This is a genomic window from Photobacterium angustum, from assembly GCF_003026365.1.
Classification (GTDB): Bacteria; Pseudomonadota; Gammaproteobacteria; order Enterobacterales; family Vibrionaceae; genus Photobacterium; species Photobacterium angustum.
Genome location: NZ_PYOM01000024.1, coordinates 56,879 through 79,902, shown reverse-complemented (window position 1 = coordinate 79,902; position 23,024 = coordinate 56,879). Strand labels below are relative to the sequence as shown.

Sequence of the window (23,024 nt, the reverse complement as noted above, 5' to 3'; positions counted from 1 at the left end):
CGAAGCTGCCGAAGCTGCCGAAGCTGCCGAAGCTGCCGAAGCTGCCGAAGCTGCCGAAGCTGCCGAAGCTGCCGAAGCTGCCGAAGCTGCCGAAGCTGCCGAAGCTGCCGAAGCTGCCGAAGCTGCCGAAGCTGCCAAATTTATTAAGACATATGAGATCCCAGAGAAGGAGCTGGTGACAGTTGATCTTATTCAAGAACGCTTGGGTCGAGAGTTAACCGTGGCTGAATTCTTAGCTATGTCTTATGATGACTTTTTGCAGATTCGTGGATTAGGTAAAACTAAGCTAGTGCATATTGAGGTACTAAGGGCTTTATTTTTACAGGCATCCCCTGCACTGAGGGCGGGACATATTGTTGAAGAGTACGTTCCTCACGAAACTGATGGGCTAGTTATTTCCCAGCTTGCTTTGCCACATCAGTACAAGGCGATTTGTAATTTATTGGTGGGGCATTTTGGTGAAAGTGTCACTATCGGTGATATCCGCCAACTTGATGCCAATGCGTTAAAAGTGATCCCTATGTTGGGTAAAAAGAAAGTGACGCTGATTTCAGAGATGATCGCCTATGTTGACGAGAAAATGCTTAACGAATTTAGTGGTCAAAGTTTAGGTGAGGCGGCGCCTTCTCATTTACTTTTTAGCCATAACGAAGACATCGATTTATTTGTACTTGAAGAAATATTGATTCAAGACCTCGCAAGTTTCTTCTCGGCATTGAGTGAAAGAGATCAATTCATTACATCTGGTCGTTTAGGGTATTTATCTGCTGAAAAGACCTTGCAGGAAATTGGCGACACACTACCTAGTGGTAAGATAACGAGAGAACGCGTTCGTCAACTTCAACAACGTATAGAAAGGAACTGGCACGCACATATGCGCATTAGTCCAACAACACTGTGGGTTAACGTTAAGTCAAATCTTAGCTTGTTACGCGCTGAACTTTTCACTGAGTTGCAAAGTCGTTTTAGCTCAAAAAAAGGCTTCTACGAGTTTTTGGAAATGAGCTGTAACTTATCATCTGGTGGGTTAACAAAAATTGTTTATCCAGAGATTAGCCCGACGATCTTAGATGACTTTTGGGCGAACAATGCATCCCCTGCTGAGTTAGAGACAATCACGCTGTATCTGCAAGACCGTCTTGGGATTGAAAAAGCGGTTGCGGAGAATGCCATTTCACATTTGGATGGTAAGAAGGTTGAGTTGCTAGGGGAAATGGTGATTCCTATTAACCTATCAAAGCCTCTGGCATTGGCTAATACATTGCTTGATTATCCGAAAGGCCTTGCCTGGAATATCTTGCACAAAAAAGTGAATGAAAAAGCGATTTCCAGAGCCCGCTTACCCGAAGAGCGCATTGATGGCTCCATCAGTGCTGCAGTAGATAATGGGTGGGCCTATCAGATTGATCGTGGTACATATCGACACCTGAACTTTTTACAGTTAACCGAAGATGAAATCGAGCAAACATTGCAGAATGTACGCGAAGTCTTAGTTGAGGAAGCAGAGCTTTTGCGCAATTCGCTTAACTTATCGATTGATTATTATCAGAAAGGCCAGTCTAACGCGTTAGATTACTTTACCGTAAGGCATATTGTTCGTGCATTTGGCGAGCGGCAAGGTATCTTTTTCAATGGTAAGTCAGGGGCTGATACGATCAGTATTGAGCAGGACTTTAGTTTAGCAAGCCAAGAAAATGTACTGGTGTCGCTCTTTGCTGCCAGTAATAGGCCATTGGATAAAAAGTTCATTGCAAGTAAAATTCGCAGCCAGTCTCTGGGTCATGCCGGCTATTATTTGGATAAATTATTATTAAAAGGGACGATTGTTAAAGTTGATGAAGCGGATTACCAGTTAACAGAGTATGCATTTGCTGGTCTAGACGTTGAAGCGATCATCCATAAAGCAGCCGAAATCATTGAAAGTGAATCTCGGGCAATTGAGGTGGAGCGTATTCAGCGACATATCAATAACGCGTTTGATTTTAACTATAACAAGTATCTCTACCTGTCATTATTGAAATCTTGCGCGGCTGATTTTGGTTTTGAATGGCACTTTGTCTACAACTTAGTGTGTAAAACAGAGTTTGCCTATGAAAGCCTTTCGGATATGTGTCGTCAGTTGCTTAGTGGCAATGAATCTTATGAAGATGCTATTGCGATTATTAACCAGCATTGTTTAATTGATCCGGGACGGGTTAGAAATATGATTAAGCAAATTATTCAAAATGAAAAAGCTCACGAGTAAATTCTTTTAAGGGATAACTCTCGTATTATTATATGTATCTTAAAAAGCACCGTCACAGGTGCTTTTTTTTATATTTATCATATTGAAAATAAATAGATGTATGTATAATTAGACATGTCATTTTTATGGTATTTAATATGTGTTTGCTTGAGAAAATTCAATCCATTTCACAATGGAGACGAGGTGACGAAAGAGCACCTCATAAACCATTAATGCTTCTTTTTGCGCTGTCTGAGTATAAGAAAGGACATGAACGTTTGTTTCATTATGCCCAAGAAGTGGATGAACCAGTAAAGGCACTGCTGCTGCAATATGGTCCAGACAGAAACTCCTATAAACCGCATTACCCATTTTGGCGATTGGCTAATGAAGTAGACTCATTTTGGGAAATTGAAAATGGAGAAAAGTGTCAACTTTCAAGCAGTGGTGATCCGCGTAAAAAGGATCTTATCGCATATGATGTAAAGGCTGGTTTTGATGTCGCTTCATATCAAACTTTGCTTTCCAATCCCAGTTTGATTGATGAAATCGCTTCTAAGTTGATTCAGGATAACTTTCCTGAATCACTTCAAGAAGAATTACTTGTACGTTTTGGGTTTGTATTGGATTCATCATTAAAAACTCTCAATGTAGAAAAATGAGCTGCGTGCGTATAACTATTAATGTGTATACATGGATTTTGTTTAGCGTTGGATAGAGTGTCGATTGGTATTGAAGCAGCGTATATAAAATGGAAGCAGTACTCAGGCTATTGTAAGGTATCGAATGGTATTGCTCTTTGTAGTATTCACCATAAAGCATTTGATCGAGGAGTTATTGCCTTTACAAACCCGAGTGTCTCCTCCTGTGACTGGTGGGTCTATAGTTGAACAGTTCACTTGGTGTTATGAGAGTAAGAAAATTAGTTTGCCAAGAGATACTTCGTTATACCCCGCCGCGGATAAGTTAGTTGAATGGTATGTAAGAGAGATTTTAGTTCTCATGAAGAGCACTCTAAGTATGATTTAATAATACTGAGTGTAGAGGTGATTTATATTTCTTGAATCAGTTTTTATATTAAGAATAAATGTTTTAATGATCAAAAATAATATTATTCCAGTTAGTAAGGTTGTAAATTAATGGCGAATAGAAATGATTACATTATATTGAATAAAAAACTAGATAGATACGCTAAGATCCTAGAGGATAATGTTGGCGTAAATCTTGGTAGTAATGAGGAAGAAAGAAGAAGATTAGGTTTTTATATTTACATATTAGAACAGGTCTGTAATGAGTCAGATGTTTGTATACTTGCTGAGTCAGTTATTGATACTGCATTTAATAGGAAAGTTTTTGATCGAAGTGTAAATGACTGTGGTGTGGATGCTATATATATAAATAATGATAAAAAAGAGCTTAAGTTGTTTAACTTCAAATATCGAAAAGACTTTAAGCCAGGTCATACACAGAAGTTAAATGATAGCTTTATGTCTACTAAGTTTCTAAATTTTGCTATTCAAGAAGATAAGAAACTGATCAATAAATACCCCCAAGATGTCAAAGAGAAGATCTATAAAGTATCTTCTATTTTAAATCGTCCAACAGATGAATGGACTGTTGAGTTGTACCAAGTTAGTAATGAAGCGGAAGAGGTTAGAGAGCACAATAAAGAGCTTGAACACCTTGCATCAATTTATGCTATCAAGGTAAAACCATTAGCTCTATCAACAATCGCTAGCTTCATGACAATTCGGCCTGAGAAAATTGATGCGAAGTTGTTAATTGACAGTGACGCGATAATGAGTTACTCCGAAGATAATAAAGCGTCAGCGAAATCTTTTATTGCGAGACTTAAGTGCAGCGAGATCTTACGGATTACATGTGATGACATTGAGCTTCGCGAGACCCTTAGCTTAGAGGATGCATCTAAACTTCAATCGAGTGACCTGGATTTTAGTGTTTTATTCGATAACGTTCGTGGGTTGGTTAAAAGGTCGAAATACAATGAAAATATAGCGGACTCTTTAAAGACAGGCCCAAAAAAATTCTTTATGTATAATAATGGAATTACTTTAATAGCTGAAGATATAAAGTCAAAGCCGCTTCCGGGTAATAAGAGTATCAAACTTGAACTGTCGGGGATACAAATAGTTAATGGAGGACAAACTTTAAGGACTATTCATAAGTTCAACCAAGATGATGAAGACAACTTAGAGAGCTACCTTTACGACGCTGAAGTTTTAGTCAGAATGTTTATGCCAGACAATGAGTTGAATGAATCTCATAAAATAGCAGAATATACAAATAGTCAAAACCCAATTAAGTCAATTGATTTAAAATCACTAGCTTCTGAACAAATAGAGATTGAACGTTATTTAGATGAATTCGATATAGCATATGCTAGAAAGTCAGGTGATACAGGACCTGAAGAAGATAAAGACTACAAATATACAGTAAATATGGAGCTGCTCGGTAAGCTGCTTAAAGCTAAGTCTGGCAACCCAGATAAGGCAACAAGTAGTGTGAAAGATATGTTTGAAGGAGGATATAAAAAGTTATTTATAACTGACTTTGATATAACTGAAACACCAATGCTAATAGAGTGTTATTTTAATATTGTAAAAGAGTTCAAGCTGTTAAATATCAAGGGTAATCAGCTTAAATATTACTATATTATTTACTTGAAATATTTGATGCCAGAGTTATCAATTTCTAAACTTATTGATAAGCTCGAAAGCTCTTTAGCCCAATATTTAGAGAATCAACCAGAAATGACTCCGGTAAAAGCACTCGGCTCAGCACTTTTTAAAAAGTCACTAATTAGTAGTCTAGACCTACAACCTTGATTCTTCAATGAAAAATAAGCTCCTCTGTGAGGAGCTTACTATTAGAAGGAGAGTGCAACACCAGCTAAGCTGCGATGATTTCTAATCGAAGTAATCCCATCTCCAAGGTGTATTGCTCATGCTTGTTGATATTGTTTACTGTCAAAACTAACTCAGTAATATCACTAGTTTCTCCAAGCCAAATATATTTATCTAACACAAGTGAGCTGTCTAATCAGGCTTCTATCGAAAATCACTTTCAATAGAATGGAAGAAAGCGATACGAGCTGATACGTTTGGAGTGATACCAGTATAGCCTTTCAACATTTTAAGTTACTCCTCAGTAGTGTGGGATAAGTCCATACGATTAGGTAGCATTACACAGCATCCTTCGTTGTTTCTCTCAATAAATAACCTTTCGTCAAGGTTGATGATTTAGTCGCACCGTTAAAACAGATTTCATTAGTACTAGTAATGCCGTCTTGAATAAGGCTGGTATAGTTTCTATCTAAACATGGTGATGAAAGAATTTAAAACTGTTTTTTAGGTATGCTAGTTGGAGTTATAAGATGTAATGCCAGATTTATCTGACAGCTGCCATCGAAGTAATCGGATAGCTGTCAGATTAGCTGAAAGTCAGTATTAATTAAACGTAATGATCTTCATTATAGGCTACTCGAAAAATCTAGCAGACTCTTATGATTCCTCAACGATGCGATTCCATCTTCAATATGGGCAGCCCAAGCGGCCATGGTTTCTTTATCATCAAGCTCTGGGTAGATCTGCTTCAAGATCAACTCCGTCACGAGCTGGGTATCGCCCAGCCACGTTACTTTATCAAGTACTAGACTACCATCAAGCTTTTTGGCTGGTTCAGCTGAGTATGTAAAGCCTGATTCCACCGAGCGGAAGAATGCAATACGAGAAGATACGTTAGGGGAGATCCCCGTACGTTGCTTAAGTAACTTGAGCTGTTCTTCAGTTGTTTTTGATAAATTCATTCTATTCGGCAGCATATTAATTTACCTCTGCAACTGTTTTTGATTTTTGTTCCCAGAAATAGCCTTCTTTCACTTTTGATGACTTGGTTGAACCATCAAATTGGATTTCAAAGGCATGAGAAATACCGTACTTGAAATCCACACTGTTAAAGTAGCTTTCATCAATCTCTGTATCAGTAGAGAGAATGATGACCTGATGACTAGCTTCCGGGAAATAAAACTTAATAAGTTTGTCGCGGTGTTTAGAATCTAAACGGCCAAGCGGGGTATCAATAATTATTGGTAACTGCTTACCAGACGTACGGCCCAATGCTTCAAGGATAGAAATGGCATAGATTTGCTTCTCTCCGGCAGAAAGCGCTTTACGGCTGATAGTATGGCCATTTTCATCAATAAGCTCTACATCAAAGGATTTGGTATTGATACGAGCAGAAAGCTGTAAATCTTCTTTACGTGCTAACTTTTGGTAACTTTTGATAAATTCAGCTTCAAGTTGCTTTACTCGTACTTGAGTAAGTTTTTCACTAAAGTCAGCCAACATTGTGTGCGCATTTTGTGCATTCGTTAGCGATGATTCTGCATCGTGTGCCACTTTATGTTTGTCATGAAGCTTTTGTACTTTACGGGCACGATCTATAGCTTCTCGATAGAAGCGTTTCGCTGATTCTGTTGTTTCTTTATGCTCTAAAATCGCTTCTGTACGCTTTTTAGTCAGTGCTTTAATGGCAAATAATTGTGCTTCAAGTTGATCTTGCTCAGGGGCTCGTGCGATATTGACGGAAAGATCAGCGATCTCTTCTTCTACAACACTCAAGCGTTGGCGCGCGGCATCGAAACGCAAATAGGCTTCAGGTGCAAGCACGTTAACTTGAGAGTGAATCTGGTTGAATTCACGATCAGAGATATCCAGTAGGATGTCCGTGTTCTGCTGTGAGGAGTGACGTGCATTTAAACAATCTTGAATGGTGCTTAAAGCCGTAGTGGAGTCAGCAAGACGGAAGCTCAGTTCTTGGCTTAGCTCATTCATGAAACTTTGTAGTTCAGCATTAAAGCTTGTCGTTTGCTTCGCTGATTTTTCCGCTTCTAGCTGAGTGAATAGTTTGGATAATGCCTTTGGTGCAAATGCGTAAGCAAGGTTGCCTTCAATCTCTGTGCGTAATGTTTTTTCGAGTTCTTTACGCTCGGCTTCTAATGTATTTTGCTTGGCTTTTTCTTGCTCTCGCGAGTTCGCCCAGGCACCACCACGGCGTGACAGTTCACCTTCTGCTTTATCGATATCCGCTGCAATTAAGTCAATTTTTGCGCGACACAAAACGGTTTCGTTAGCCATCGCTTTGGCTGCTTTTTCTGCAGCTTCACGGTCGGCTTCGAGCTTCTCAATCTGTGCTTTGATGTTCGCGGGCAGTGCAGCTGCATCATGACGTTTCAAGTAAATGGCGAGGTCGTTACGTAGACGCTCAACCACATCAATACCCAGTAAGCGTCTTACTGCGGTTTGCAATACTTCGCCAGATTCATCTTCCGCAAGTTCGGCAATTTTTTCGCCATCAAAGAAGAAGAGATCTGCAATGCCCGATGGGATCAATTCATTAAGGAAGCTTTGGCATTGGTCGTAGTTCATCTGGCTCAGTTCTTCAGAGTCTTTCTCTAGCACTAAGCGGTCTTTTTGTCCCCTTGACCAACCACGGGTAATTTTATATTCACTTTCAATGCCGTTATGGCTATGAGTGAAAACCAGTTCAATGGAGGACTTACCTTCACTGATCCCCACGCCTTTGTGAATGAGTGCATCAAGCTGGGCTTGATATTCAGTCGCTGTCATTCCTCGGCCAAATGCGGCACGGCCATATAGCGCAACGCGTACGGCTGTTAAGATTGAGGTTTTACCTGCACCATTTAAACCGCCGAATAAGACGATAGGGGCTGGCGCGTCATGGTATTCACGCTGTTTTCGAGGCGCGAGGTCAATTTCGTGTACACCACGGAACACACGGAAGTTATTAACAACCAGGCTTTTAATGATCATTTATAGCTCCACCTTGGTTTGCTGATCCAGTTTGGCAATTTCATCTTCATAGCGTTTGATTTGTTCTTTATGAAGGTCGAAATCCGACTTGCTTTGCAACGCTGCATGTTTTTCTTTGATCTCTTCAAGCGAGCCCCAGTCTCGTTTTAATAAGCTACCAATCTTATCGAACACACCGGTACGACGGCTTAATCCTTCAAGAGAGATCTCAAGGTCGAGTAGTTTTTGAATCATCTCTGGTGAAACATCATATTCACCGCCAAGTTGCTGCAAGATCTGCGCTTCAACTTCACCAAAGCTGTTGTTATCGTTAATGACCCAATCAAGATCGTGGCCGTAAACGTCACGATAAATCTGAGGGAGTGAATCGGCCCAATCAGGTTCATTCGGATCATTTAGCCATTCTTGGCGAATAGCATGTAACTCAGGTTTAGTGATCAGCGTGACTTGATAGCCTGATTCGTTGAACAGTTTCTCTTGAACCAGTAGCTCTTTTAGCCATTCCTTGCGGAATTTCAGCATGTACGGGCCGGGAATATGGTCGCGTTCTGTAGTGAGCTCTTGACCTTCTTTAACGCGCTGATAGCTAACGTTGCCTGTACGGCGTTTAAAGTTACGGTACAGCGATTTATTTTCAGGAATATTTGTGTCTGCCAGCTTATTTCTAAAATCAAGCAGCGGACGCATCCATTCTTCACCATTTTGGATCAGGCTTTCCATAGCACGGTCTTTAGTGACAACGGTACATGTCCAGCAACCAAAACGAGAGTTACCACATGACGGGGTACTGTCATCAATCACCATTGGGCATTCACCTTGGTCAGATGAATCTTTGTACAAATTCCAGAGTGTTAGGTTTTTGCCACCCCAAGGGTTTTCCCATTCCAGATCGTAGTCATTGGCCCATTTTTTACCAATACCCATCGGTGAAATGGTGACTTCTAAACTGCAGGCACGAAGGATTTTCCAGACGTCATCCATGCTCCAGGTATCAATTGGGGTATAGATGAATGCATTGGCCAATGTGGTGTGGCGAGCAAGACGTGTGTTTTCAATTTTATGTTTCGCAATAACTTGCGCACGTGACGCACTCTCTTGGCTACGAGAGCCAAGTACCACAATCACTTCATCAAACTTAGCGACTTTGTCGGTAATAAAATCACTGACTGGATCAATTTTCATGCGCTCAGTACACCAACGGAAACTTTTCGTGGGGGCTGGGTAGCCCTTGCCCAATAGGCAAGACCAGAAGGTTTGATGAGGTTTTGGTAAGACTTTGTGTGTGCTGATAGGCAGCCCATCACGACGGGCTTGGTTGCCAATAGACTCCAATGATTTGTTCACATGGTCAACAACAAGTGGCGTTTCAACTAAAGTATCAGAAGCAACCACATAAACATGTTTAGTACGCTTAGATTCATCTAAAGCAAGCAGTGCTAAATATACTAGCGTTACAACGGCAGACGAGTCTTTACCTCCACTGTAGCCAATAACCCACGGGCGATTATCAGCACAGTACACGGTTTGAATGTCATCAATAAAGTGCTTGAGTGTAAAGCCTTCATTATTAGAATGCTCACGCAGTAGTTCACGGCATAGGGTCGTGCTACTGACGTTACGCAGTTCTTCATCCAGTGCGGCATAGTGCTCTAGTTTTGCTGGTAACGATTGATGATTGCTGTAGCGTTTGAAGCCCGCAAAATATTCGTTTTCGATGTATTCAATCTGTTCGTCGTCCAGACCATCGGCTATAAACAACTCAGCCATTGGATGCCTCATTACTTGTGATGTGTTGGTTTTCTAGCGCTCTCTCATCGGGTGTTAATGGGAGCGATAAAGCGTGTTTCAGGGCGTTGGTTGTGAGCATGATGTTGGTAGAGGCTTTGCTAAGCTTGCCATGTAACATACTTCTATTTGCCCAATTGGGATTGGATTTTCGCCAATCAACATCTTTCAGACGTTGGATAGTTTGCTTCCATTCGGTCGGTTGCGCCGTGATCAGTGCGCAACCTAATGCGCCAAGTGCATGTAACCCGACGCCGTGAGCGTGAATATAATCTTGACGAAACTGTGATGGCGAGAGTTCTTTATTAAGTACCATCTGCCATTCTGGAGTGGCCTCATAAACGGCTTGCCAGTATTGGTTGGCCAGCGATTTTTCTTCTTCACTAAAACCGTCCTTTGCCCCTTTCCCTAACAGAGCTTTGTTCGCTTGCTTTAAGCTACTTAAAGTGAACAATTTACCACTTTTAGAGCTGATACTGGATTTCTCCATTTCGGTGAAGCCTTTAAAAGGGGCAATGTGCTGAGCTTGATAACGTGCAAGTTCAGAGCTTTCATCACGATGATCATATAATGCTCCTAGAGAAGGACTTGGTTTAACCGCATATTTATTTAAGTCCGCAAACATTTGCTGACTACGCTGTAGCCCTTCATCTACAAAGAACAAGACAGGAATGTTATCATGAGCTAGATCTGGATTTTCTTTTAGAGCTGCTTCAATAGCTGCACGGCGGTGCTGACCATCGTTAATCAAAATCTGTGCATCCATTGGTACTTTTAATGTTCCAAGGTTTGGTGTATCGAGGCTGGCGTTTTCTTCAAAGCTCACTGTAGAGGCAACAGAGACAGTCAAGGCTGAGAAAACGTAGTCTTTGGGATTTTCAACGAGGTATCGCACCATTTCTGGTATACGTGATTTGTTTAACGTACGCTGAGCTCGGAGTTCTGGTGGAACTTCATCTTCGTCGAAGACAAAAATCTTAGGGATAGTGCTTAACGGGCAAGTTGCGATGTAGAATGGTTTGCCTGCTTGTAGCCCTCTAACCGCAGGGAAAGAGAAGCAGTAACCGTCTTGTGCATTTCTCATGATTAACCTTAACGTTATATTTCACGTAACTAATAGTGTAGTACGTTATATCATGACGTCACTTTTATTCAATTTAACGTTATAGTATTTGTTTGGGTATTTTAGTGGAGAAACAGCAGAATTGCACGTAGGAATTGGGTTGCAAAAATATGCGGGGTCATTTATTTTCAGAGTGAGCTCAACTAAACTAGATGAAATATTAGTGCTAACTTAATCTCATTAACTTGAACTCATTGATTTTCTTGCCTTCCTCGTATAACCCTTTATCAAATGTATTACGCGTAAGTTTTGTTTCTTCACTTTGACTGATGCCCAATAAGGCAGCCAATCGTTTATCAAAGCTCAGCTGCTTTTTGTAGTTCTTATGTTCGGGTGACATGTAAAGGTGCTTGTTCAGCAGAGGTGGTCTACGTTTTTCATTCACATAATCAAAAAAATCAATATCTTGTTCAGCCATTTTTATTTTTATGCGCTCAACTAAGAAAGGGACGGAGTTCTCGAAGTTGTCATAAGCGGTAAGAGTCAGCTTTCCTGATGTGATATGGATTTTCATAAGGTCTATCTCTTCATCAAGCTCGCCATACATTTGTAATCCTGCGCCCACGTATACTCGAAGTAGTAGTGGTAAATCGTTAATATAGTCTCGGTGCAAGATGAGAGAGTGCCCTTCATTTAAAACACTTGCAGATAATTGTTGGTGGGCCTTTTCACATTGTGTATTGATTAGGTCTGTGTCTGCAATCGCAAACAATAGCTCAGCAGCAAGATTTAGCGCAGTTTTATAGTCATCAAACAAGGCTTTAATATCGCGCTTTAGCGCTTCAGGTTGTTGTGTATAAGGTTTTCTTTTTTCAAAAAGCCCCATTGCAAAGTAGAGTAATAAATCCTCTTTTCGCCTTTTTTCTGCTTTTTCAAATTCAGTAATATCAAAAAGCTCTTTTAATGTATTGAATACTTTTTTACGGGATCCAATCAGTTGACGTGTTTCTTCTGATTGTTCAAATTCTTCATTAAAAGGGATTCGACCTAACTCAAGGCAAATATTCCAAAAGCTTTCAAATAGTGCTTGATGTTGTGTGACAACCAGCTTTGCTTTTTCTTTCGAGTCGAGAGTTTGAGGTGAGGTAAGCTGCTGCCACTGATGATGACGTTTATATTTGCCTTGAAGGTACTCTTGCTCTAAAAGTTTATCTTTAAAAATATAGAAGATGCCAGGAGCAACAGGAATTGCTTCATCTTGAAGGTTGCGCTCAATGTAGCTTTTAATTTCCGATTGTGCGTAATATTTTTGAAAGGTATTACGAGAAGTTATTACCCCATCTTTGTAGGGCTTAAATTGTGCTATAAAACTGTCATTGGCTAACATTACAGATACGATCAAGAGCTGCTCACACAGATCCCAAGCACCGATTAGCGCTTCTAATCTTTCATCTTGGTCTTCAATTACGTTCAGTACAAAGCCAAGATTAACAATGTCTGAATTGATTTTATCGTTGTCGGGTTGAAAATTTGGATCCCATCCTATTGCATCAAGCCCATGCGCTTCTAATTCTCTAAGATCATCACCGCGTCCACAGCCATAATCAAAGATTGAATAATCTCCGTTTAAATAACCATTTTTAGCTAAGGTTTTCATCGGCGCTGAAAGCTCATGTCGAACAATTGCAGTTCTGTGGCGATCAATTGTTTTGCTGTCATCGGGAATATTTAAAGACGAACATCGAAACAGTCGTCCATCGACAAGTTCATAACCATGCCTACTGATAATATTTTCCCAAGATTTTTTAAAGCCAATGATTCGAGTATTTTCATATAGTCCTGCATTTTCACCTTCCTGAGTCAGATCTTTAAAATTCTGATAATACTGGCTAGAGGTGGAAATCATGGTTTCTTTTCTGTGGAGAATAGGAGGGTTATCAGAGTTACGGTAATCAGTTGTCTTATGGGTTAGTTTAACTAAATCTACATTCACACTTAGATGAAGAGCTGGATAAGACTCTGTGTAAAAGCTTGGATAACTGAGGAGTGAAAGGCGGAATTCTTTTTTGTGAAGTTTTACTAAGTCCCACTCTGTAACTTTGAGTGCATTGGCAACGGCTGGAATGAATAATGCGAGTTTCTCATTCGCTTCGGTGAGAGCATCTTTATGTATATAAACGGAATCAGGAAGCTGTTTACCTATTCTTAATTCAGAAACTAGCTGTTTAAATAACTCTGCATTCATGAATATTCCTTAAATTCAGCGTCTAAGTAGTTATCTTTATTATATCGCTTGCTTGGATAGCGTTTTCCGCTTTTTTGTGACGGCAACATGTATTGAATAAATTGACTATTTTCTGGGCCAATGCTGACGTGTAATGGTTTGTTCCTTCCGTAGAAATAAAGTCTATCAAAGGGGAGGTGTCTAACAATGTATTTAGCTATGGTGCCCATATCATTTTCATAGCCTTTGACTAAAAAGTCACAGGCTAGACCATCTCGTTTACAGATTCGATTGTTCCGACTATTTAACTCGTAACCAGCATGTTGATCTAAGTTAGGTGCTGTATGCTGAGGAGATAGCTTCTGAACGAGTTTATAAAGCTCTAATGAGGTGAAACCGTAAGTAACCGTTATTTCCCCAAACTCTTTTTCTAACTTTTCTATGATTAATGAATGGTATCGCTCTATTGTCAGTTGAGTTTCTGGAAGTAGGGGAGTATTACCATTAGAGAGTTGCCATGTAGGGTGGCGATCTTTATACCAGCCTATAATTTTTGCTGTACTTGTATTGTTCGTACTATTTATCAAGATAAAGCCTCGTAGTTATACAATGTGGAAAGCTGTCTTATGGCTAACTGTAATAAGAGTATCGATAGGTACATAGATGAAAGTAGAATTACGGTAGTAAGTCTCTATATCGCTTCCAAGTACATTTGCTAGTTAGTGCGTATTTCCAATGTTCTGTTTACTTCCTTCTTGCTCAACTCTACTAATATAACTTCTATTAATATTTATAAGCGATTTCTATTTTATCTTATGAAATGTCTTTATTCGTGACATATATTTGGTTCTTAACGTTCCTACATATTAGCCAATATAAAGGTATTAAGGTAATGGCTATTCTTTTTTATAATTTTAATAATGCGTTATGTCGATAAGGCTGATTTTTCGCTTTCCTAATATTTTTTTGTAAGGATTCGAGTGTTGTTATCGTTGTTGGTGCTTTCAACATCATGATCCCCATCATGTGAAATAAGTACGCCAATGTATGGGTTGAGTATTTCTTATAACGTCCTCGGGTTTTGATGTTTTTTTCAAGAGGACTAATGTATTCCAATCTGACTGCCCCTTGTGTGGGTCTAGTACTTTTCGATGTTTTACCGCGTTTTTTTCTGAGTCCTTTTAGTGCTTCTTCCCATTCAGATGCGACTCGACTGTTTTGGTGATAGTGGGTAATTGCTCGCCATGATGATTTCGGAACGATACATAAAAAAGTTTGGATGAAGGTATTTAATTTTAACGGATCATTGAAGTAAATCCCTGATTTACTCACGCTGGTATTTTTAAGTGCGTATTCAAGCATGGCTTGAAAATTATCTTTATCAGTTTTGTAATGCTCGCGTGTTTTTGAAATGAGCTTATCAACCAACTGAGCTTCAGCATTGGATTGTAATGGGGCTGGTAATATCAACTGTGTTCTTGCCTTAGAAAAATGCCGTGATGTTGGTGGTGATGTGTTTGTCTTGAGTGACTTTATGAAGTTTGCATTTGCCAGCCACTTATCAACTACGGTTTGCTCGATAAAATATTTGTTGGTGATTTCTTGAATAGATAGCCCTTTTTGGTATTCATCAAGAACACGATAGCAACGCAGGATGCTAATAGTGTTTTTCGTTGCAGCTAACGCTGTGGGTAAAGGCTTTGATTTAATTGCGACGGATTTAAGCGGGGTTATCTTTAGCTTTTTGATTAAGTACTCAAGATGCTCGTCATTGGAAGAAGATTGAAGGCGTCTTGATGATATTCCAAGTATGACTTTTTGTGTCGGCAAAAGGGCATTGACGCTTTTCGTGACTTTCAGGTGTGCAATGACATCGGAAAAATGAAAATAGTGTGCAAAGGTCATTTCCGGTGATTCATGACCGGCAAGTGCCGCGATTGCAAAGTAGCCTTTTTGAAGCGATTGCCCCAGTAAGGTGGATTTGATGTCTGCTCTTTGCTGGTGGGAATATCGGCAAAGGTTTCCCAAAGTATCAAGTTCTTCATCAAGTTCAAAAACCAATTGCAGCCGGCTTAAGCAACTGTGTCTGAGGTGATAAAACACAAAATGATTGAGGCCTGAGAGTGCTTTTAATGTTTGCCCCACAAACCTTGAAACGTCGCTGGTATCGAAACATTGATAGGGATTGTGACCAAAGCTAAACACTAAGCTGTTTTGTTTATTGTGGAGTAACCGTCGCTGAGCAAGATGCTGCTGTACTATCACTTTTTCCTGCTCAGTCAGGAGGGTAAACAGAGGAACTTTGCGACGACTACTGGCTGTTTTATTGTTTCCGTATCGATTATCACGAATATCAATCCAGCCTATGTCTGATATTTCAACATTACGAAGCTGTAATTTTTGTAATTCACTTAACCGAAGCCCGCAGCGATAACTGATGATACACAGGCTTTTCAGGCAAAGTTTCTCATCGTCATTTAAGTCTTTAAGGTGTTCAATGTGCACCAGTAGAGCGCTAAATAAAGGCTCATCAACAAACCCTGCACGCGTATGATGCGTCGATTTCTCTTGGGTAAAGAGTTCTGATGATACCTCTGGTAACACGCCTGAAAGAGCACCAAATTGATGGAGGTCTTTCAGTCTAGCTACAAAGTACCGCTTCGAGTTAGGTTTATCTATTTTCGCCACGCTGTCTTCATACATTTGCTCTAATAGCTCTGAATCTAGGTAGGCAAAATCACAGCTTTCCGTTAAGAACAACCAACGTCTTGATAAACTGCAATGGTATTGCATAAGCGATGAAGGGTTACAGGTTTGCGCTTTATGAATAAACCAATCAAGTAAAAGCGTTTCTCCTATTGTATAAGGGCCGTCATCGACCATTGCGTGTAGTCTTCGGCTAACCTCTGACGGACTGAGTTTGTTGTTATTGTCTTTTGCTTTGATGAAACACGCTTTGAGCGTTGTAAAAAATGCCTTGTTGGACACCGCACTATAGTTACTATTAGCGGGGTTGCTATATGTAGCTTTGGCGGCATCGCTATAAAACTTAAAATGCGATAAGCCATTAACCGCAGGGAATGAAAGCCTTGCAAGGTTGTCTTCAGGCAAACTGTAAGATTTCACCCTTCCTATTTGATACTCGACCAGTGCTTGACTGAGCCCTACATGTTCTTGATGCTCCGTTGTGTAAATAGCGGCTTGGCAGAAATGATGCAGGGATGTGGGAAGCGCTTTGTCTGTCGGGGCTGCGTTTCTTAAAAAAGCACATAATTGTTTGTCATGAGGAGGAGACCATGCCTTTTTACATACTCCTTGCCATTGGCGAAGCAAACCTAAAGTAATAGGGTGCAGGTAGGCGAGATGGATGTGTTTCTTTTCACCCTCCACATAGCAGTTAGTATTTAAACCGCGGCTCGCCAGTTCAAGACGACAATAAATATGATTGTTAATGTGCTTAAGTTCTAGATTGTCGTTTGAGAGCGCTTGATGAAAAGCCAAGATAACTGCACTTTGGCATTGCCCAGTGTGAAAAAGTAAAGAGAGCAACACATTACGGTATGCTTCCATTGCATCTGGTTGTGATGTGGCAAGTAAAGAGTCAAACCATGCGTGATAGAAATCATTAACAGCCCAAGCTCGATTTAACCATTCTTTTGTTCGAAGTTGTTTAGGCTCTTTGTGTGAGACTAAATATGACGGCGGAGAGAAAGGCCAGCCAAAATCACGTTGGTATTGGCGTATTATCTTCACTGCAGCATTAAACACGATGCGATAGTCTCTCTTCGCACCGAGTGTGTTATTACAATCGTCCATAAAGCACTGCCACTGCTTTTTAAAGTCTTGTTGAGACGGAGGAAAATGAGGAAAAGGAAAGGCTTTGGTGATTAATGCCTTTGCATGTTGCTCTAATCTAGCAATCTCAGTGTTCCTTTTTTTACTCGCAGCCTCCTCTCTGGCATTAACACCCACCTTCGTCATATATCCCTCCCCAAACCTAGTTCAACGAAGAGCTGATTAATAATATGACTGACTTGTTTAAGTTGGCTCTGACTCAGCTGGCTAAAAGAATGAAATGCTTGTTTACCCATGTCCTGATGTCCCATCCATGCTGAAATTAATTCTGGTGCGACGCCGTGATGACAGAGTAAAGAGCGTATATGGTGTCTGGCCCAATTAGGCTGCAATGGAAATAACTTATCGGCAAACTGGGCGAAGTTCGAAGGGGTTACGTCATCAAAAGAGCTATCTTGTCTGTAAAAGAAAAAGTGCTCTTCGCTTGTTAAGCTTTTTTCATACCGTTGTTTCAGTGATGGTGTACGGTTCCCATGATAAATAACGGCTTGATGGAGATAGTCGATGTAGTGCTTTAGGTAGAGAATGGCAATATCGGCAAGGAGGATACAGCGACTGCTATCACCCATCGATGTATTTTTGTCGTTAATCCAATACGTGCCTGTGGGGAGGTGAAAGTCTTCACGTTTACCAAACCAGCCCGTGACGGGGCGATACCCTGATGCGAGCATAAGTACAAACTGGGTCATTAACGTAATATCGTTATGGCCGTTGTCTGAAAAATAGACATCGGTGCGGCGTTTATTTTCATGGATTTGCTCTTTTAAACGCGAAAATAAATACCTTAATTTTTTACTGTCAATGTGCAGGGGAGAGCCAATATATTCATCATCACCGAGTTGGCTTTCATCGCCAGTGTCCCATAACCCTTCTTTTGAATGTGCGGATAAGTGACTCAGATAGTTTTGGAAGTGACTGAGCAGAATTGATGATGGGATTTGAGTGTAAAACACCGCGGGTAAGACTTTATTATCAACACCACTAATAATATGTGGGATGACTGGGTCAATGTTTCTATGTGCGCAGTAATCGCTAAGGTAATTACTCACTTTTGTCAGCGTAAGGTGTAGCCCTTTACGTTTGTTGATTGACTGTAAATAGGCTTTTAAATCTGAAGCCTGTAATTTTGAAAACTTGAAGCTATTGAGTCTGGCAGTAATAAAATCAGGTAGTGGTAATAAAATTGTCGTGCTGATGTTTTGAGTCAGAAATCTTAACTCCTCGCGGATAGCTTGACTCGGTAATCGGTGAGTCCTCACTACCCATTTAATCTGGCGCTGCTGATTAGAACAACGCTTGTTCTTAGTGTGTTTTAGTTGATCTTTAGTGTTGCCTGTTATTAGCATAAGCAGCAATAACTGAGCGATGTCTTCATCTTGCCGAGCGAAAAGACTGTCTTCACACGATTTCACTAAAGTGTAGAGTTCATGGTGAGTCATGCTGTAGATATCGCAGGGCAAGTGCATGGCTTTTTTCTTTAGATTTTCAAATATCGACTTTGCTTGAATCGCACCGAGAGCTTCACTTTTAGAGCAATTATCACTACTGGTAATGACATTAAGGCTTCGAGGGTCGCTATCAGCAAAATCCTCGCCCTGCCAGCTCTCTACATGTTTGTGTTCAAAATGAAGTTGAGATATTTCTACTGCGGCATCACCTTCATCGTTTAGATAGACGCGTGGCTTTACCGTTAATGCCCCGTTTTTTCTAAAGCGTTGTGTATTTGCATTGCGTCGGTATCCCACATTTAAATCATGAGCATCCTTGAAGGGAACTTTGTAACGGTTAAGCCAAATGATCACTTGATCTTTGGTGTTTAGCAGGGATGAATTATCTGTGAGAGAACTAAATTGATGAATAAGCTCAGTGAAGTTAACAGCATCTATATTAGGAAGAAAGCTTGCTAAGTCTTCTCGTATGCCATCAGAAAACTTTCTTATCTCGTTACAAAGCGTTATTATTTTTGAGTCATGTTTACCGATGTAAGATAAACGAGCAATAGTGAGTAAGGTCAGTGCTTTATACTGGTCAAACTTATCTTTGTCGTAAGAAGTATACAACAATGTAGAACCAATAAAAGCAGGAATAGGGTGAGTGCCAATTTGTCCCTTTTTTTTAATCATTTCCAATATGGAAATTGTATCAATCGAAGAAACCTCTTGGTGTTTTTGTGCTTCCTCAATTAATAAATAGTACTCTTCAAAATAGTCGCGGTGTTTATCTGATAGTAATGTACAAAGCCGAATCACTTCCTTTGCGATGACTGCATTTTCTTTTTTTGAAAAAGGAAATAATAAGCGAAAAAAATGTTCTTTATTTCTCTCTTTGAAGCGAGAATATATTTCTGACTTATCCTGCATATTTATTTCCAAGGCGCTCGAAAATTGAGATTTGAAGCTCCGTTGGCTTATTCGTACTTTGACTTTGTTTGGCTAATCCGTCTCTAGATACACCGTTGAATTCGCTCCAAGTCCTTTGCGATATTTTTATTTTTTTAAAGACTAAGTTGATGTAGTCGGTTGGCACTAAATTATTGATCACCCGTCTTAACTCTTCTAAATGCTTAGTTGGCGGTGAAGTCAATACAACGTGTAAAGTAGCAACCCATGCTTGCTGTATGATTTCTTCATCGGTGAGTGATGAAAAGATGATGACGTTGTGTTGTGTGAATTCGATATTGGCTAAATCAAAGCCGATAAATTCATATCCTGAAAATAGCGCTATTTCATTTTCCTGTGTCCTTATTCCATAAAATGTTTGGTTTTGATTAAGTACCTTTAAAGTCGAAGCATTTAATCGACTTCTGCAGAATAGATGCGTGTGATTAAAGAAAAAGTCAAAGGCAGGCTTAGCGTTCGGATGCACAATAAATGCACACCTTTTTAATTCTTTTAATGACAGAAGTTTTTTCACTATCTTGACCACCAATAATTATATATATGACAATATAAAACTTAGTGCTTATTTGATTATTCAAATTGAGTGAGGCAAAGATAATTTATAAAATGTAAGTTGGCTCAATATTTTATGTGAAAACATGATGAGTATTATTCTCAAATTCATTAGTTGCTCACAGACGATCACTCTTTTTTAGTCATCTAATGCATTTATCTTGGTGCCAGTACTGCCATCGCGAATTAATAAAATGATTTTAGGTATCTACTTATAAATACCTTTTGGGGTGGAGTATAAATATGATTATTATATTAACTGTGTAGTTAGGATGTTGTTGTGATGATAGAAGCAAAAAAAATGACCGCTCCGCAAGATATGCAGAATGGCGCAAGGTTTAAGACGAATAAGCATGGTTTCGTTAGAGTGATCGATTACTTTAACACTCATACCGTTATCGTCTTCTTCGAAAATACAGGTAACATCAGGGCTATTAGTGCTGCAAAACTTAGAGCAGGAAAGCTGACTGATAGTACTGTTGCTCCTGAATCAATAATGGTCGGTGAAAAAATTGAATCAGTGAAATATGGCGTTTTAACTATTGTGGCAGTTGAGTCAGAAAATGTTGTCCTGTTGAAAAATGATAGGGAGGAAGATGTTCGCCTTCTAATGGCTTCTGTTCAGAAAATGCTTCAAAAAACAGGTAAAAGTGATGGAAAGGAAGAGACGTTAGAAGCGCCTTCTTCATTAAGTGCTCTTACTAAAAGAAATAAAAAAACAAAGGATGTAAATACTCTCCTTAAGAAAATGCTAAAAGATTATGGTGAGTAATTTCTATCATCAATTAATTATATTGGGCTATATATTTTAAATAAGGAAAAAGTGCAATAAAGCATAATGTAATATTCATCACACTCTTTTATTTTCCATAAAAAATTAAGAATTATCATTTATTTTAATTGTTCTATTAGTTGATCTGTCTCACAATCTCATTTTGACTTTGTGACTTGGATCTATTTCGGGCGTTAATTTAATCTTTAAGCTTTCTGCATAATAAAAGGGCTGGAAATAAGCTTCCCCTGAATATCCTACAGAGAGAATATTAAAATGAAAAAGATCTTAGTTGTTTGTGGTAACGGTTTAGGCACTTCTTTAATGATGGAAATGGCTGTTAAAGATGTAGCAAATAAAATCGGTTTGGTTGCGGATATTGATCATGAGGATTTATCATCGGCATCATCAAGTAATGCTGATATTTGGGTAGCAGCAACTGATGTTGCAACACAATTAGAAGCGGCTGGAAAACAAAATATTGTTAGCCTTAAAAATATTTTTGATAAAGCATCTATTGAAGACCAACTAAAAGTATTTATTTAAGGTTATAGCCATGCACAACTTTTTTGAATTTATGCTGGGCTTATTAAAAGAGCCCGCCATTATGGTTGGACTAATTGCTTTTATTGGTTTAATTGCACAGAAATCAGATATATCAACAATATTAAAAGGCACCATCAAAACGGTAATGGGATTTTTAATTCTTGGTTTTGGTGCAAATGCTTTGATTGGCGCTTTAAATAACTTTTCAACAGTATTTACAGAAGCGTTTGGCGTAAGTGGTGTTATTCCCAATAACGAAGCGATAGTAGCTGTTGCTCAAGAAACGTTTGGTTATGAAATGGCACTAATCATGTTTTTTGCTTTTATTGTTAATATTATTTTGGCTCGTATTACACCGTTAAAATATATCTTTTTAACGGGACATCACACGATGTTCATGTCGATGTTAGTTGCAGTTATTTTATCTACGGGGGGAATTAAAGGTACAGCATTAGTTGCTATTGGTTCACTAATCGTTGGTGCACTCATGGTTATAATGCCAGCTATCGCCCAAAAATATACTGAAAAAGTCATGGGCACAGATCAATTAGCAATGGGACACTTTTCTACACTGTCATACGTGATCTCTGGCTATATTGGTAGCAAGTTTGGTGATACTTCGAAAACAACAGAAGATATTAATGTACCTAAAAGCTTAATGTTTCTAAGAGATACTCCAGTCGCAGTTGCAGCAACGATGGCAGTATTTTTCATGATTGCATCTGTTATTGCTGGTGGACAGTTTGTTAATACGATTTCCAATGGTCAAAACTGGGTTGTATTTACTTTTATGCAGTCTTTAACATTTGCTGGTGGCGTATACATCGTTCTGCAAGGCGTGAAGATGTTAATCGCTGAAATCGTTCCTGCATTTAAAGGTATTTCAGATAAATTAGTACCTGGAGCAAAACCTGCTCTGGACTGTCCAATGGTCTTTCCTGTAGCACCAAACGCAGTGTTAATTGGTTTCTTGTCTTCTTTTTCTGCAGGTCTTCTTATGATGGCTATTCAAGGAATGATGGGGTGGACAATTATTGTTGCTGGAGTCGTTCCTCATTTCTTTGTCGGAGGTGCCTCGGGTGTATATGGTAATGCGACAGGTGGTTTACGAGGTGCAATCTTAGGTGCGTTCACGCAGGGGATCTGTATTTCAATATTACCGATGCTGCTACTGCCAGTGCTTGGTGGTCTAGGGCTTGAAGCAACAACATTCTCTGATTTTGACTTTGGTGTAGTTGGACTAGTATTAGGGTGGGCTGTCTCATGAGTTTATATGATTTAATTGGTCCTGAAGGTATTGTTATTACCTCTGAATCAAATCTTTCAGTTGATTCTGCCATTGATTTAACATGTTCAACATTGATAAGTAACGATAAAGTTGAACCTCGCTATGTAGAAGCGATAAAACAACAACATAAAGCAATCGGTCCATATTACGTATTAGCTCCTAAAATCGCTATGCCTCATGCCAGACCTGAAGATGGAGTTAATGAGTCTGCTCTTCAGCTAACTGTATTCCAGAGTGGTGTTAACTTTGAATCAGAGGATAATGGCGATGTGTACCTTTCAATTACCTTAGCGGCAAAAGATTCTAATAGCCACATTAATACAATTATGGCCTTGTCTGAATTATTCCAGAATGAAGATGACATCAATGCTCTTATTAATGCCCATGAGAAAACTGATATTATTGAAGTTTTGAAACGTTATTAATTACTTAATATACTAAGAGTTAAATTCTTAATTGAAAAA

15 protein-coding genes and 2 pseudogenes are annotated in these 23,024 nt (G+C 39.4%); 7 read left to right on the top strand and 10 right to left on the bottom strand.

Annotated features, from left to right (window positions below):
- From CTN01_RS22825 to CTN01_RS20115, 3 genes and pseudogenes are all read left to right on the top strand, one after another.
- The coding region (locus tag CTN01_RS22825) for a sigma-70 family RNA polymerase sigma factor (RefSeq protein ID WP_170096477.1) at nt 1-2,245 on the top strand (2,245 nt) is incomplete at its 5' end.
- 137 nt (nt 2,246-2,382) lie between these two features.
- Nucleotides 2,383-3,253 (top strand): annotated as a pseudogene (locus CTN01_RS23215) (phosphorothioated DNA-binding restriction endonuclease).
- A 110-nt stretch (nt 3,254-3,363) separates the two neighbouring features.
- Entirely contained in the window at nt 3,364-5,070 is a 1,707-nt protein-coding gene (locus CTN01_RS20115; protein ID WP_045149210.1) for an AIPR family protein, read from the top strand.
- 41 nt (nt 5,071-5,111) lie between these two features.
- Here the strand turns inward: CTN01_RS20115 and CTN01_RS20110 are convergent.
- The 10 genes and pseudogenes from CTN01_RS20110 to CTN01_RS20065 form a co-directional block, all read right to left on the bottom strand.
- A pseudogene (locus CTN01_RS20110) lies at nt 5,112-5,376 on the bottom strand (DndE family protein).
- A gap of 338 nt (nt 5,377-5,714) precedes the next feature.
- Nucleotides 5,715-6,065, bottom strand: coding sequence for a DNA sulfur modification protein DndE (gene dndE / locus CTN01_RS20105; RefSeq protein ID WP_045149211.1), 351 nt, complete (start codon nt 6,063-6,065; stop codon nt 5,715-5,717).
- Between the two features lies 1 nt (nt 6,066).
- Complete coding sequence (gene dndD, locus CTN01_RS20100) at nt 6,067-8,076, bottom strand: DNA sulfur modification protein DndD (RefSeq protein ID WP_045149212.1); 2,010 nt, start codon at nt 8,074-8,076, stop codon at nt 6,067-6,069.
- Complete coding sequence (locus CTN01_RS20095; RefSeq protein ID WP_211317084.1) at nt 8,077-9,843, bottom strand: DNA phosphorothioation system sulfurtransferase DndC; 1,767 nt, start codon at nt 9,841-9,843, stop codon at nt 8,077-8,079.
- Entirely contained in the window at nt 9,836-10,945 is a 1,110-nt protein-coding gene (gene dndB, locus CTN01_RS20090; protein ID WP_045149213.1) for a DNA sulfur modification protein DndB, read from the bottom strand. The genes CTN01_RS20095 and dndB overlap by 8 nt, the downstream gene beginning before the upstream one ends.
- 205 nt (nt 10,946-11,150) lie before the next feature.
- Entirely contained in the window at nt 11,151-13,169 is a 2,019-nt protein-coding gene (locus CTN01_RS20085; protein WP_045149215.1) for a DNA phosphorothioation-associated putative methyltransferase, read from the bottom strand.
- Nucleotides 13,166-13,735, bottom strand: coding sequence for a hypothetical protein (locus CTN01_RS20080; RefSeq protein WP_045149216.1), 570 nt, complete (start codon nt 13,733-13,735; stop codon nt 13,166-13,168). Before CTN01_RS20080 ends, CTN01_RS20085 begins: the two co-directional genes overlap by 4 nt.
- 319 nt (nt 13,736-14,054) lie before the next feature.
- Entirely contained in the window at nt 14,055-17,129 is a 3,075-nt protein-coding gene (locus CTN01_RS20075) for a tyrosine-type recombinase/integrase (protein WP_107342206.1), read from the bottom strand.
- Entirely contained in the window at nt 17,126-19,363 is a 2,238-nt protein-coding gene (locus CTN01_RS20070; protein WP_244156059.1) for an integrase, read from the bottom strand. Before CTN01_RS20070 ends, CTN01_RS20075 begins: the two co-directional genes overlap by 4 nt.
- The gene (locus tag CTN01_RS20065) at nt 19,353-19,916 is read right to left on the bottom strand and encodes a hypothetical protein (RefSeq protein ID WP_244156060.1); all 564 of its coding nucleotides are present in this window, start codon (nt 19,914-19,916) and stop codon (nt 19,353-19,355) included. The genes CTN01_RS20070 and CTN01_RS20065 overlap by 11 nt, the downstream gene beginning before the upstream one ends.
- Before the next feature lie 339 nt (nt 19,917-20,255).
- Here CTN01_RS20065 and CTN01_RS20060 point away from each other — a divergent pair, with 339 nt between their 5' ends.
- The 4 genes from CTN01_RS20060 (at nt 20,256) to CTN01_RS20045 (ending at nt 22,985) form a co-directional block, all read left to right on the top strand.
- Nucleotides 20,256-20,726 (top strand): hypothetical protein, encoded by a 471-nt coding sequence (locus CTN01_RS20060; protein WP_045149221.1) that lies wholly within the window; start codon nt 20,256-20,258, stop codon nt 20,724-20,726.
- 276 nt (nt 20,727-21,002) lie between these two features.
- Nucleotides 21,003-21,272: a PTS sugar transporter subunit IIB gene (locus CTN01_RS20055; protein WP_045083585.1), complete on the top strand. Its 270-nt coding sequence runs from the start codon at nt 21,003-21,005 to the stop codon at nt 21,270-21,272.
- Between the two features lie 10 nt (nt 21,273-21,282).
- Nucleotides 21,283-22,539: a PTS ascorbate transporter subunit IIC gene (ulaA, locus tag CTN01_RS20050; protein ID WP_045083586.1), complete on the top strand. Its 1,257-nt coding sequence runs from the start codon at nt 21,283-21,285 to the stop codon at nt 22,537-22,539.
- A complete protein-coding gene (locus tag CTN01_RS20045; RefSeq protein ID WP_045149222.1) occupies nt 22,536-22,985 on the top strand; it encodes a PTS sugar transporter subunit IIA in 450 nt (149 codons plus the stop codon). The genes ulaA and CTN01_RS20045 overlap by 4 nt, the downstream gene beginning before the upstream one ends.
- Nucleotides 22,986-23,024: the final 39 nt, after the last annotated feature.

Coding starts and splice junctions, on each gene's coding strand:
- CTN01_RS20115 (WP_045149210.1), top strand. CDS start 3,364: ATGGCGAATAGAAATGATTACATTATATTGAATAAAAAACTAGATAGA.
- dndE (WP_045149211.1), bottom strand. CDS start 6,065: ATGCTGCCGAATAGAATGAATTTATCAAAAACAACTGAAGAACAGCTC.
- dndD (WP_045149212.1), bottom strand. CDS start 8,076: ATGATCATTAAAAGCCTGGTTGTTAATAACTTCCGTGTGTTCCGTGGT.
- CTN01_RS20095 (WP_211317084.1), bottom strand. CDS start 9,843: ATGGCTGAGTTGTTTATAGCCGATGGTCTGGACGACGAACAGATTGAA.
- dndB (WP_045149213.1), bottom strand. CDS start 10,945: ATGAGAAATGCACAAGACGGTTACTGCTTCTCTTTCCCTGCGGTTAGA.
- CTN01_RS20085 (WP_045149215.1), bottom strand. CDS start 13,169: ATGAATGCAGAGTTATTTAAACAGCTAGTTTCTGAATTAAGAATAGGT.
- CTN01_RS20075 (WP_107342206.1), bottom strand. CDS start 17,129: ATGACGAAGGTGGGTGTTAATGCCAGAGAGGAGGCTGCGAGTAAAAAA.
- CTN01_RS20070 (WP_244156059.1), bottom strand. CDS start 19,363: ATGCAGGATAAGTCAGAAATATATTCTCGCTTCAAAGAGAGAAATAAA.
- CTN01_RS20060 (WP_045149221.1), top strand. CDS start 20,256: ATGACCGCTCCGCAAGATATGCAGAATGGCGCAAGGTTTAAGACGAAT.
- CTN01_RS20055 (WP_045083585.1), top strand. CDS start 21,003: ATGAAAAAGATCTTAGTTGTTTGTGGTAACGGTTTAGGCACTTCTTTA.
- ulaA (WP_045083586.1), top strand. CDS start 21,283: ATGCACAACTTTTTTGAATTTATGCTGGGCTTATTAAAAGAGCCCGCC.
- CTN01_RS20045 (WP_045149222.1), top strand. CDS start 22,536: ATGAGTTTATATGATTTAATTGGTCCTGAAGGTATTGTTATTACCTCT.